This window comes from Bacteroides faecalis, from assembly GCF_003865075.1.
GTDB classification, from domain to species: Bacteria; Bacteroidota; Bacteroidia; order Bacteroidales; family Bacteroidaceae; genus Bacteroides; species Bacteroides faecalis.
Window position 1 is genome coordinate 465,150 of record NZ_BHWB01000003.1, and the last position, 13,777, is coordinate 478,926.

A 13,777-nucleotide genomic window follows, 5' to 3' on the forward strand; every position below is an offset into this window, starting at 1 on the left:
TTTATACTAATTCTTTCAGACCGAAAGCTTTATATGAGATAGGCTGTCTTGCAATAAATTGTAAAACAGCCTATTTTTTTAAGTATAAAATAAAATAAAAACCTTACCTTTGTTTTTAGCTATCAAACTAAACTGCTATACATTATGAAATTACACATTATTTGTACTTTACTGTCATTCTGGGCAGTAACAACAGTAGCCAATCCGCCAAGTAACCACAGCATTCGCTTTTATTCCTCACGAGAGATGTCTGGTGGTAAAATCGCTATTCACGACATTAACCCCAAAATGCCTACAGATTGGAATGGCTATAATTATGTGATCATCGAAATGAAAGTATCAACCTCGCAACGCTTTTACATGGGATTTACCACTTCACATGGTTACGATGAAGTGCGTGTTCATTCTTATACTCCCGGACAATGGAATCGTCTAGCTATTCCCATACGTTTTTTTAGCGAACCCCCGGCTTCTGCGGTTGATATGGCTGCCACTTACAATCAGCCACGTTACACAGGTTGGATAAATATTGGCGGCAATGTAGGCCCTATGACAGGAGTTGATTCAATTGGAGCACGTATGCGAGCACCGATTGGCGATCAAACTTTCGAAATTCGTAACATTGAACTTGCTGTCAATGATCCGGGTGATACCTATTGGGGAGAAATACCTGCACTAGATGAATTCGGACAATCCAACTTAGTCGATTATCCGGATAAGATACACTCTTTGAATCAACTTCAAAAAGCATGGCGTGCTGAGAAACAAGAAAAAGTATCAGCAGAAAAACTTTACGGTTACTCTAAATACGGCGGTTATAAAGCTCATCGTATCAAAGGTACCGGATTTTTCCGTACCGAATGTATTGACGGACGTTGGTGGTTCATCGATCCTGAAGGATATCTGTTTCTTTCGGTAGGCGTCGACTGTGTATACAATTCAGGAGGAGGTTCGGTACGTAATGTTGAACATCGCGAAAAAATGCTAAAACAACTCCCACCTGAAAAATTCATTCACAAGACTGATTCACGCAATGGTACCATAGCATACTATGATGCTTGGAATCTCGAACGGCGTTATGGTGAAGATAATTTCACTAAAGCTGCCGAAACCACAATTAAACGCATGGACAAATGGGGGGTGAATACAATTGGTAACTGGTCCGACAAACGTTTAGAGCAACTGAATCGAAAAGCTTTTATGTGCACACTCTATCCTGCCGGCGCTGATGCTTCTCTTATGGGTTTAGGTAATATTTATGAAGAGAACTTTCGTGAAAAGTTAGAACATTCAATGCGCCATACCATTGACCCTAATCGCGATAATCCATGGCTGATAGGTTATTTTATGGGGAACGAACCTGTTTGGATAGGACAAGAGCAGCGTGTATGTAAACTGATCATCGATGGTCCTGAAAGAGGAATTAAAACTGCTTTAATAAAATACCTAACTCAAAATGGCGATACCCCTGAAACACGTAAAGCATTCGTATATGATACATTCCGCCGGTATATTGAAGAATTGAAAGCGATGCAAATGAAACTTGACCCCAATCATCTCAATCTCGGTTACCGCTTTGGAGATATACATGCTGTAAATGGTAAACTATTGGATATTTGTAGTAAGGTATTTGATGTCATCAGTTTCAACTGCTATGCACTTGCACCTGATAATAAAATGATGGACCGCGTATTAGCAGAGTCCGGCCGCCCAATGATCATTGGTGAATTTCATTTTGGTACGGTTGATCGTGGACAAGGACAATCTCTCTGGCAAGTTGATTCACAAAAAGAACGTGGAATGGCATATCGTTATTATGTAGAGAATGGATATGCCCACCCGGGACTTATTGGCACCGCCTATTTCACATGGTATGATCAGGATATATTAGGACGTATGGATGGTGAAAATTATAACTGTGGTTGCATAGACGTCACTGACCGTCCATATAAAGAGCAAACTAAAGCAATGATGGATTCAGCTAAAAGACTTTATGCGGTCCACTCAGGCAAAGAATTACCTTATTCAGAAAAGCCAGTTCGCCCACGTGGTCACGACCACGGTCCTGACGAGTGGTAAACAGCTAATCAACCATTAAACATACAAATACCATGAAAAAGATTTTTCTGCTATTTATTATGACAGTTACAACGATGCTATGTACTTGCAATGCCAAGTCATTCACTATTCATCGAGGTATAAATATCAGTCATTGGTTGTCACAGAGCGATAGCCGAGGTGAAGAACGTATAAAGTGGTTTACACGCGACGATGTAAAATTCTTGGCAGAGTCCGGGTTCGATCATCTGAGAATTCCCATCGATGAAGAGCAAATGTTCAACGAAGATTTAACTCCTGACACAGAAGCTTTCGGACTTTTACATAAAGCATTAGGATGGTGCAAAGAGTTTGACTTGCGTGCTGTAGTCGATCTGCATATCATTCGAACCCATCATTTTAACGCACAAGACAAACCACTATTCACAGAAAAGAAAGCACAAGAACGATTCTATGAATGTTGGCGCAAAATATCTGCTGAGTTAGCAAAATATCCTCGTTCGATGGTAGCATACGAACTTATGAATGAACCTGTGGCAGATGATCCGGAGGCATGGAATACTATAGTCAATCATTGTTTGGCTGTTGTAAGAGAATTAGAACCCAAACGCACCATCATCATCGGTTCAAACCGTTGGCAGTCATTTGACACAGTAAAACAACTACGTGTTCCTAAGGATGATAAAAATATTATTATTAGTTTTCATTTCTACAATCCGTTCATGTTTACCCACTATCGTGCATCATGGACAGACATGAAAGATCTTCCATGCACTATACATTATCCCGGTAATCTTATATCCGATAATGATTTTGCAGCAATGGAACAATCCATGAAAAACCGTTATGGCTATGCAGCCGGCAAAAATGGCTACAATGACATCAACACTTTGGAGAGTCAAATCAAACAAGCCTTTGATGCAGCAACCCAGCTTGGTAAGAAAGCCTATCTTGGAGAGTTTGGCGCTATCCATGGAGCACCCGAAAAAGATCGTATACAATGGTATAAAGACATCGTATCCATCTGCGAAAAATATGGTATCGGATACGCCAATTGGGACTACAAAGGAGGATTTGGAATTATCCGAAACAACGAGAAACAACAACAGATGATTGATGTGCTGACAGGAAAATGATTTTTCAAAACATCAATAGCCGGAATTATGTTTCATACTTGTCATCAACCGTATTTTCTCAGGAATAGGAAATACGGTTGTATAGCCGTTCTCTTCATCCGATATATCCAAAGTTACCTCCCATGACAGATATTCCAAAACTATACCATTATCCAGGCGAACTACATTTCCTTTCAAATCATAGACAATTCCTGCAAAATAACAAAAGTCAAAACGAGGATCCAGTTTTTCAGGTTTCCTATGGCATATCCTACAGTTACCAATGAGTCTATAGGAAGAATCTTTTTTTCTTGCGCATATATGTTTTCATTTAAAAGGAATCCTAAAAACAATCATAGTAGTAGCCTACTGCGTTTTGCCATAATAAACAGTTTTTAAGATGTTATATCAATATAACAAAAAATGTATCAGGTTGTCCTAATATGCGTTTTTTTAACAATCTGATTCACATAAATTCTTTATATTTGCAAAACACCCAATCTTTTTTAACTATGACACGAAAACTTCTACTTACAATTATCGCAATGACTTTCAATACGCTGCTATCTGCCGCAAATCAACATAAGACTACCGAACCAATAGCATATCTGGATTTATCATATATGTGGAATTACTCACCGGACAGCCAAACACAAGTAAACGAGATATGGGATATACTACACTGTGTTGCAACTTTACAGGGTGTTGTCAATCGCAATGCACCGCACATTTACATCAATTACGTGAAAAATGAATTCATGGAAGTTGATCGATATTGGTGGGACCTATATAGACAAAAAGGTAAATGGCTTAACAGACGTGATACAGTGTACTACAATGACATTGTTAAGCTTACCGAGGATTATAAAGAGAAAATTCGTGGTGCTGTAGTTTATGATACAAATGTTGCTTCCACATCGTGTGTAGCCTCGGCTGTAGCTGGAATAGAGGACCTCATAGCTATTCGCTATGATACTTCGGAAGGAAGTTTATACCACCGCCTAATTATGAATGGTCCCAAAATGGAAGTCAAGGTGTGGCTTATAAATCGTGACGGTACATCTATGTTCACAGGACGAGGGCAAATTCCTCAAACTGACCGTCCATCAACCGGATCCACAAAAAACGATCCATATATTTGGTTTATAAGCAATTATATGAAACGTAATCGTTGTAGCGGTGAATATGGAGCTTACTATCTGGATCAATACTGGAAACAAAGCCCCCAATCAGCGCCCATGAATGCTCACTGCCTTACCAATCATGACTTTTTTGTCAGCCACCGCGCATTCTTTTTCGATCTCTCCCCATGGTCTGATGAATCAGCAACAGATGAAAAAGCACAACCTGTCGGTAGTGACTTCTCCACTCTCACCGAAATGCTTAGTGAAGCCTACCGCATAAATCGTGGCAAGAAGATATGTCATATAGGTGGTTTTCCCGCTTGGGCATATAAATATACCCGTCATGCAGGAGGTTCACATGAGGATGTAGATACAGAATGGGAATTCAGCCGTATCATAAGTGCCTACAATACCTTTAAAGACGCTGACGCTATTGGTTATGGAGCTTTGGCAAACGCCTCATTCTGGCAACATTATCCTACGGCAAAACAATATCCACAAAAGTGGATCACAGATGAAGAATTACAACATCTTGGTTATCTGGATGATAAAGGTCATGTACGCATTGAAGGACGTAAATTCATTATCTTCTATGTCGGTGATTATGACTCTTCAGCATGGATTACAAGCGTACTGCCTCACCTATGGAAAGACCCCGAACGTGGGAAATTACCTCTAATGTGGTGCATAAGCCCTGTCCTCGAACGTCGTGTACCAATGGTAATGGATTATATACGTCGCACAGCTTCACCAAACGATTATTTTGCAGCGGCTGACAACGGCGCAGGTTATCTCATGCCGGGTATGTTGCAAGCACCACGGAAATTATCAGGTTTACCCGACGGTTTGAATGCTTGGGCAAAACACTGCCGTCCTTATTATAAGAAATGGGGACTGACAATAACCGGATTCGTCATCGACGGTCAAGCACCTGGTCTGACAGACAAAGGATTAGAATGTTATGCATCATTTAGCCCCAACGGAATAGTACCACAAAAAACTCCACGCACACGACTTTTCGGTAATATGCCCATACTACGTGCAGGTTCGGATTTAGTTCAGACACCTGAGCAAAATGCTGACTTCATCGTGCAGGATATGCAACACAGCCCTATTCCCTTCGGATGGTATCGTGATATACTCAAATCACCTTCTTGGCATAAACAAATGATGAATAAAATTGCAGAAATTGATCCTTCTATAGAGTTGCTTGATGCTCCCACATTTTTTGAATTATATCGCCGATGGTTACGCGAACATCCGGAAGCAGCTAATGGAAAGATTGAATAATCAAAACATCACATTATAAATTGCCAATCAGAACCCATTCATCTCAATCAATCAGAATATTCTTCTATTCTTGGTGAGATTGAAACATCTCTGAAAAATGTAGGTTTTATCCACACTTTCAAAGAATTATCAGATTTACCAGTTTACAATTTTATCTACAATTTGTTGCTGTTCACTTGCCGTACGACGGAGATAAATACGAGTTGTTTCTATACTTTCATGTCCCATTAAGTCGGCAAGTAAAGCTATATCATTAAAACGCTCCAAGAAGTTCTTTGCAAAACGGTGACGAAAAGAGTGTGGATAAACGACTTTAGGATTTAGATTATATTTCATAGCAAAATGTTTCAATTGTTGTGCAATTCCACGAGTTGTTAAACGTTCTCCGAAGCGATTCACAAACAAGTATCCAGATTGAACCTGCTTCTCTGCAATCCATTTAATAGCTTCTACTCGCAGACCTTTAGGAATATAGATTCTACGTATCTTACCACCTTTTGTGTACATATCCAAGTAACCAGCCAATACATGTTCTACTTTGATTTGTTGTAGTTCACTAACACGTGCCCCAGTTGCAGCCATAAACCACACAATGAAATACCATCCATCATACCCATCTGCCTTTAATTTTGATTTTAAGAATTTATAATCAGCATCGCTAATTACATTCTCCAGAAAATTTCTTTGCTGTACCTTTACAAATTTAAGTTTCAGCTTTTCTTGTTTAATAAATTCCAGGTACTTATTTATAGCTTGTAAGCGAAGATTAACTGTTTGCAACTTAAAATTTTCAATCAAGAAGCATTTATAGGCCAGAAGGTTCTCTTTATTTACATCTCCATAATTTTCCAAGAAATGATTTACTGTCCAAACATAAGAGCTGACAGTATTCTTTGCCAAGTCTGACTTAGCTAGAAATGATTCAAATTTTGTTACCACAATTTTTAATTTATTAATGAATATGGCAACAAGATAGTAAAAACGGTCTAATCCCGATTATAAAAAAAGACCTAAGAATGAAGTATTTTACAGATTATTATCAATCGGAAATCGGAAGTATAGCCCTACGCTAAATTGATCGTAAATAGATTATGATTATAGAACAATTCTCTGATTTAGAAACGCTTATTTAGTCAACAATCATCTAAATTTGAAAATACGGATTTCTTATTGTAATTTATCTTCTCTTCCTAAATCAATTGCTCTCTTTTAGAGAGTTTCCATGATAGAAAAATTGTCTTTTTATAGCTACTTTATTTCTATCCGTTCATACAACAAAATGGTGACGCTATCCAGATCATATAGTGACGTTATAATATAATTATACCGTTACTATACTTATAGAATAGCGTCACTATATTTTAAGTATCCTAAATCGGATTAGTATCAAATAAAGATTTTCAGTGTCTTAAGATATCCGATTAAAAGAAAATTAAGGAGCAATCGAGATAAGTCATTAATTTCCAGACACATATAATAAAATAGCACTTATAACTATGTTTTGGGGAGTATATAAAGAGGAAATAAATTAATTATAAAGATAAAAATAAATAATATTAATTATTTACCTATATACAAATAATATATCAGAGTAAAAAAACGTCATAAGTGTCATAACTTTGAATTTGAATATTAAAAAAAGACCATATATTCGAGTTCAATTGACCGTAAAATTGAACCAAATTAAGCGGTCTATTTGGTTCAAATTACCGTATCTTTATGGAGAAATGACCGCATCTTTATACCCAAAGAAGCGGTCATTTTTCTATATTTACTATTACTCAACTTAGTTCTTTAAAACTGAGCTAAAACGGATAGGTCATTACCCAAACAGTTCATTCAGAAGTGCCGCTAACCTGTATCCGGCTTTCAAGACCTGCTTTTCAGCAAGACCATGAGAGAAATTAATGAAATCGCGCGATTCTTCATACGAAAGTTTCTGACCGGGTTTGGTCCAGTCATAAATTACATTACAGTTACGGGCATTATCTGTCAGCCAATCACGTGGTGTACCTTTACCTATTTCACGCTTTTCTTTTTTCGAACAACGGTCGAGCTGGTGTTGATATTCCACATAATACCATTTGTTACTCAATGAAAGTGCCCACTCATCCCAATAATTATGCAAGCCATACTCTTTGTCATTAAGTGTAAATTTGAAATTCTTATACCATGGGAACTTCACATGTCCCGGGCAATGCATATCACCTACCAAATGTACAATAAATCGGATTGAAACTGTGATAGTCGAATCGTTTTGATTGCGGTAATCCTTCATCTTGGCAATGCATTCCTCCAAAAAAGACATGGCATCACCTTTGGGATTCGGGACATAATTGCCATCAGCATCAACACTGTTAGTATGCCATGATGTAGTGTGTTTATAAGCGGGCGTATGCCGAATCTGGTCCATCCAGGACGCATAATAGACGATTGAATGCCCTCCAAGATGTTTTTCGATGTTTTTCTTCGCTTTTGGCGTTAAGTTACACTCGGCAATGTATGCGATTGCGTCATGCCCTACTTTACCCCAACCAAACGCTGTACTGCACCAACAACAAAGTACAGCAATCAATAAACAAGTTGCTAATTTTTTCATTTCATAGTAGTTTTATTATTAATCATACTACAAATTAAAATAATATAATCGAAATTAGCAATAAAAAGAAAGAATAAAATACTTTTAGTTTATAATAACGATCCAAATTCTAATTAAAGATTCAGCCGCCTTAATTGTTTTCATTTATAAAAATATACTCCTCTCTTACTTCCAGTTCTATACCGACCTGACTATCGGTAAATATGTGAATTATCTCTATATACCAACTACCTCCACAAATACAAAATAGATTTTTTAAAAGACTTTAGAGTTTGAGTATATATATTTTTACCAGCCCCTTCTATGTAAAAAATAATCATTTATAAAAGCCAAATTTTGAGTATATATACAAATAAGGCGGTCAATTGACCGCCTTATTCCATTTGAAAATATATGATTAACTTATTCAATCATCATAAAAGAAATCACAACAACCTATTCTTTTATACACCAAATATAAATTATATAATTACTCTTTAAATACAGCATCTTATTATGCATTAAAATACTCCAACAATGAAGGAAATTACCTTTTTATCCCTACTATTTTTATTCTTTTCAAACAATAAATAATAATTATGATATGGATTCAAAGGTATAACTCCTTTAACCTCGGATGTATCTTATCTTTTTCTGAAAGTATCACTTTACTAGTAGGAATATGCCAATCTATATTCAAATCTGGATCATTCCAAGCAATCGCTCCTTCATTTTCTGGTGAATAAAAATTATCGCATTTATATTGAAAAATAACATCTTCACTTAATACGACAAATCCATGTGCAAACCCCTTTGATATAAAGAACTGACGATGATTCTCCCCAGTCAATTCTACTGAGACATATTGTCCAAAAGTTGGAGAACCTTTTCGAATATCTACAGCTACATCAAGTACTGCACCATTTATTACACGAACCAATTTACTTTGCGCAAAAGGGTGTTTCTGGAAATGGAGTCCTCTTAAAACTCCGTAACACGATCTACTTTCATTATCTTGAACAAATGTTGTTTTGCAAACTTTCTCTTCAAATTCTCTTTGAGAAAAAGACTCGAAAAAATAGCCACGTGCATCTTTAAAGATACGTGGCTCAAGAATTACTGCCCCTTCTATAGCAGTCTTAATAACTTCCATTTTCTTATTTGCTTTTTTTCTTTTTCACTTTACACCACCATAAATTAAGTCCAATCCATGCCAAAATATCCCCAACTAACATTAATGTATTATCTACATAAGGCATCAATAATATATTTACTCCACTAAATACACATGAGATTAGAAGAATCAAAAGCATTGCTTGTCGTACTGTAAATCCCATAGCCAAGAATTGATGATGGATGTGATTCTTATCTGGTTCAAACGGGCTTTTACTATTACAAATGCGAACTATAATAACACGAACGACATCGAAAGCAGGAACGATAAGGGTACTGAATGCTATCACAAAAGCCCCTTGAGTCACAGGAATGAACTCAGTATTCTGACTGTATTTAATAGCAAGAAAACTCAATATATATCCCAATGTCAAACTGCCAGTATCGCCCATAAAAATTTTTCGAGCATGTTCCGCACTACCAAATACATTATAATAAAAGAAAGGAACAAGTACACCGATAGTGCTGAAAGCAAGCATACTATAAATCCATAAACCTTTCTCCATAAACAAGAATCCAAAAACTAATAACGAAACACTACTTAATCCAGATGCAAGACCATCTATCCCATCTATTAAATTGATTGCATTCGTTATGAAAACAACAGTTAATATTGTAAAAGGAATTCCTACCCAATGAGGTAATGACCCAATACCAAATAAACCATATAAATCATTCACCCAAAGACCTGCAATTGGAAAAAAGCTAGCACATATAATTTGAATCACAAATTTCTGACGATATCGAACCCCTACCAAATCATCAGCAATGCCAGTTAAATACAATAAAACCATTCCGCACACTAATATCAGAAATTCTGGTAAGACATAGGATGCCGGTAAACTAGATATACCATAACCCGTCAAAGTACGAATTACGAGAACAGAACAACAAGATAATAATATCGTTGGAAAAAATGAAACTCCACCTAAGCGAGGAACAGCACGTTTGTGTACTTTCCGATCATCTGGAATATCAAATAGTTTTTTACGGAATGATATTAATAAGATACGTGGAATAATAAGCCAAGCAACATAGGCTGAAATAACAAAGGCTATTAAAATAAACAGAATATTCATTTTTTATTAGATATTTTTTGTCAATACAAACTCTCATATTGCGAAGCTATCGTTTTCCATTTATATCTTCTACACGCAATATCGTACATTATTCTTCCACATTCATGAACCTCATTTGTTGAACCAGTAATCATACTATTAAGCTCATCAGCATTTGCAAAATAATAAGCCTCATTTTCTGTTGTTTCACGATTATAAGAGCAATCAAACGCCAAAATAGGCTTTGCGAAAAACATAGCTTCAACCAAAGAGGGATTAGTACCACCAGCACTATGTCCATGTATGTACAATTCACAATTACTACGTAAAACATTCAATATTAGTAAGTCATAAATAGGTGACGCTAAAGTCATGTTATCATATTTACCATATTTTTCTAGTAACTCCTTACCGTAATTACTATTATTCCAGTTTCCAACAAATACTAATCTCTTATCGGTTCTAGAGTAAGCCTCAAGAATCAAATGGACATTATTCTCTGGTTCAATTCGACACAAAGCAAAGCTATACCTTGTAGAACTGAGATTAAACTTACTTAGTATTTTATCATCTTCATTCTGGGTATCGCATATCACATGATCTCCACCATAAGCAATCAATTCAGACTTCACCCCATATTCTGTCCAAACATAATCTTGAATCGCTTTATTATCAGCTATGATAACATCCGCATGACGTACAGCTATACTTTCTGAAAATTTCAAGAAACGTCGAATCCATTTGCTCCATTTATCACGTTTGTGCTCCAGACCATCGATATTTACTATGATTTTTTTACGACTTGCAATTCGAATAAGAGGTAATATCATGCAACCAGATACACCTAATATTAATAATACATCCGCTTTCCCTATTGCTTTAAAAATTGAGATGATATCGTATAATATACTTTGAGTACCATTAGCTTTGAGAGCTATATATTTCAGTTTTGCACCTTTATATTCACTCTGTTTATTTGAATAACTTTTTGCACTACAATATACTGTATACTCAACACTATCAGAACAATTTTCGCCTATTATATTCTCTACCAAAGTCTCAAATCCTCCGTAATTAGCAGGTACACCAACCGTTCCAATTACAGTTACTTTTTTATTCATTCAATATTATTTTATATCCTTTTAAAGTTGCTTCTGCTGTATTTTCCCACTTAAAATTTTCACAAATATGCTTCTCAAAAGAAATATCATAAGGAGTTTCAAAAGCTTGTATAATAGCATTCCTTATCGAATCTAGATTATCTGGTTCGCAATAAAAGGCATAATCTTTAAAGTAATCAAAGGTATCTCCTTTTTAGTTACAACTATATTAGTTTTCATCACTCCAGCCTCTAATGAAGAAAGTCCAGGCGTTTCCATCCAGGATGCCAATACATGAACTTTTGCTACTTTATAAAATTGAGGTAATTGTTCATGTTCTATTTGGCCTAAGAAAAAAACATTATCCCCCGATATTTTCTTACATTTTTCATAATACTTTTTAAAATTCGCTCCAGCCTGACCTATAAATACAAATTTATAAGGAAGACCTTTTATAGCTTTTATTACATTCAATTGATTTTTACGTCCTTCTATTCTAGATACGCACAAAACACAATCTTTAAAACGATTTATATCATTATTTACTGCAACCGAATTATAGTCAAATTTATCAATATCAACAGCATTAGGAACCGATATATAATTACATTTTTTTATATTAAAATCAAAAATAACTCTTTCCATTTCTGATTCAGAGTTTGGTAAAAACACATCTACCATTCGAATTATTTTTTGTTGCAATTTTTTATGACCATGTAGCAAATACAATAGAGTACCTTTACTAAACTCTTGATTCAATACAGCTCTAGCCAACACTTTCAAATATTCTATTTGAGTTATTGATAAGAATTTATTTATAAATTGTAAAAATCCACCACGAGCCTTCTTCTCATACTCAGTATAAGGACCATAAATTGTCGATAAAGCTACTTTTTTCCCGTATTTTTTTGCATTTTCAACCTGCAAATACAAATCTTGAGGCCTCATTAGGTTAAAAACATGTATAATATCATAACCAGATACATCAGGTTGCAGTTCAATACTAACATCTACAGATACCCCTAGTTTCTCTAAAAATTCTCTTGTTTTTAAAACTTGTGTTGTATCTCCTCCAGGAGCAGTAAATAGAGTTTTACGTGATTGAAATAATACTTTCATAATTATATATTAATATGAGAATTTAATAAATCCAACATTTCTTTTCTACGCTCTGACAAGATACTATTTACTGACTCCCAATTAATATTCATCTGCAATTGATTATAGAAATCTTCTGTAGTTGAATAAATCCGATCTTCCAATCGAAATATCTTTAACAAAGTAAAAATTCGATCATTCATGCTTTGAAATTCTCCGCATAAAGGAATTACTAAAAACGAGACATTAAATATTATAGAAAAGACTGTACCATGAAAAGAATTTGTGATAACAAATTTGGCCGAACTAACCAATGATAGAAATTCTTCGATAGATGGAGTAATAGCATCATATGTAGCCTTTTGTCCTTGACTAGCTATATATTTTATATTCCAATCATATTTTAATGAAAAATTATATATTTCATCAAAAGAAATAGCACACTGATTACCTAGCAAATAGCATAGTAACATATTACTAGGATATGATATATCTAATGCCAAACTTTTCCATTGATTAGTAGTTAATAATAAAGTAGGATCAAGAGCCAGTAAAGGAGACTTAACCAAACATTTCTCACAAATTGGAATTCCAGATGTTTCCCTCACTGTAACCAACGAAAAGCGTTTCAGTAACGGAGTAATAAATTTACAAAAATCAGTTGAAATATCATTTAAAGAAAAAGAAGCAGCATATGACATCCGTTTTATACTTTCTGAACCAAAATTAAGAAAATAAACATTTGCCCAATTTTTTAATTTATAAAACGATTTTGATGGAAAATGCCATACCTGATCACTACCAACTATATATACATCAGCTAAAGGAGGATCCGTTTTTAGTTCTTCATATGTGGTATATAATTTAGAAAAGTTTAAATATCGATCACGAAACATTGAAAAGTTGCGTAAATCATTTTCTGCAAATTCATTTTTTCGATTAATAATTTTCTTTATACTACATCGCAATAGTAATATATCTTTTAAAATATGTATTCTCGCTTTCAATGAATGGTCTACATCACTTCTTCTATCATACTTTATTATAAAAGGCTCATGTCCCATTTCTCTCAACACCATCTGCAAGCCATATGCTTGTAACAACTGCCCATAATTATCATCAGTCCACCAAAATGTAACGACTCCAATCCTCATTTACAATATTTATTAATGTATTATTATTA

Annotated in this window: 11 protein-coding genes; 3 read left to right on the forward strand and 8 right to left on the reverse strand. The window is 35.2% G+C overall.

The window, feature by feature from the left end:
- Window positions 1-144 precede the first annotated feature (144 nt).
- Together EJF25_RS07515 and EJF25_RS07520 are read left to right on the forward strand one after the other, a co-directional pair.
- Window positions 145-2,079 (forward strand): hypothetical protein, encoded by a 1,935-nt coding sequence (locus tag EJF25_RS07515; protein ID WP_125040731.1) that lies wholly within the window; start codon window positions 145-147, stop codon window positions 2,077-2,079.
- 32 nt (window positions 2,080-2,111) lie between these two features.
- Window positions 2,112-3,194: a glycoside hydrolase family 5 protein gene (locus EJF25_RS07520; RefSeq protein WP_235016747.1), complete on the forward strand. Its 1,083-nt coding sequence runs from the start codon at window positions 2,112-2,114 to the stop codon at window positions 3,192-3,194.
- 12 nt (window positions 3,195-3,206) lie between these two features.
- On the opposite strand, the gene EJF25_RS07525 is transcribed toward EJF25_RS07520, so the two are convergent.
- Window positions 3,207-3,371 (reverse strand): hypothetical protein, encoded by a 165-nt coding sequence (locus EJF25_RS07525; protein ID WP_370685706.1) that lies wholly within the window; start codon window positions 3,369-3,371, stop codon window positions 3,207-3,209.
- Between the two features lie 314 nt (window positions 3,372-3,685).
- Here EJF25_RS07525 and EJF25_RS07530 point away from each other — a divergent pair, with 314 nt between their 5' ends.
- Window positions 3,686-5,587 carry a GxGYxYP domain-containing protein gene (locus tag EJF25_RS07530; RefSeq protein ID WP_125040732.1) on the forward strand — a complete coding sequence of 634 codons (1,902 nt, stop codon included), beginning with the start codon at window positions 3,686-3,688 and terminating at the stop codon, window positions 5,585-5,587.
- Window positions 5,588-5,722: 135 nt separating this feature from the next.
- Here the strand turns inward: EJF25_RS07530 and EJF25_RS07535 are convergent, their stop codons facing one another.
- From EJF25_RS07535 to EJF25_RS07565, 7 genes are all read right to left on the reverse strand, one after another.
- The gene (locus EJF25_RS07535; protein ID WP_125040733.1) at window positions 5,723-6,526 is read right to left on the reverse strand and encodes a tyrosine-type recombinase/integrase; all 804 of its coding nucleotides are present in this window, start codon (window positions 6,524-6,526) and stop codon (window positions 5,723-5,725) included.
- Between the two features lie 883 nt (window positions 6,527-7,409).
- Window positions 7,410-8,186, reverse strand: coding sequence for a S1/P1 nuclease (locus tag EJF25_RS07540; RefSeq protein ID WP_125040734.1), 777 nt, complete (start codon window positions 8,184-8,186; stop codon window positions 7,410-7,412).
- Between the two features lie 589 nt (window positions 8,187-8,775).
- Window positions 8,776-9,318 carry a dTDP-4-dehydrorhamnose 3,5-epimerase gene (gene rfbC, locus EJF25_RS07545; RefSeq protein ID WP_125040735.1) on the reverse strand — a complete coding sequence of 181 codons (543 nt, stop codon included), beginning with the start codon at window positions 9,316-9,318 and terminating at the stop codon, window positions 8,776-8,778.
- A 4-nt stretch (window positions 9,319-9,322) separates the two neighbouring features.
- Entirely contained in the window at window positions 9,323-10,417 is a 1,095-nt protein-coding gene (locus EJF25_RS07550) for an MraY family glycosyltransferase (RefSeq protein ID WP_125040736.1), read from the reverse strand.
- 20 nt (window positions 10,418-10,437) lie between these two features.
- Entirely contained in the window at window positions 10,438-11,517 is a 1,080-nt protein-coding gene (locus EJF25_RS07555) for a DUF1972 domain-containing protein (protein WP_125040737.1), read from the reverse strand.
- 132 nt (window positions 11,518-11,649) lie between these two features.
- Window positions 11,650-12,615 (reverse strand): glycosyltransferase family 4 protein, encoded by a 966-nt coding sequence (locus EJF25_RS07560; protein ID WP_200832884.1) that lies wholly within the window; start codon window positions 12,613-12,615, stop codon window positions 11,650-11,652.
- Between the two features lie 2 nt (window positions 12,616-12,617).
- Complete coding sequence (locus EJF25_RS07565; RefSeq protein WP_125040738.1) at window positions 12,618-13,748, reverse strand: polysaccharide pyruvyl transferase family protein; 1,131 nt, start codon at window positions 13,746-13,748, stop codon at window positions 12,618-12,620.
- Between the last annotated feature and the right edge of the window lie 29 nt (window positions 13,749-13,777).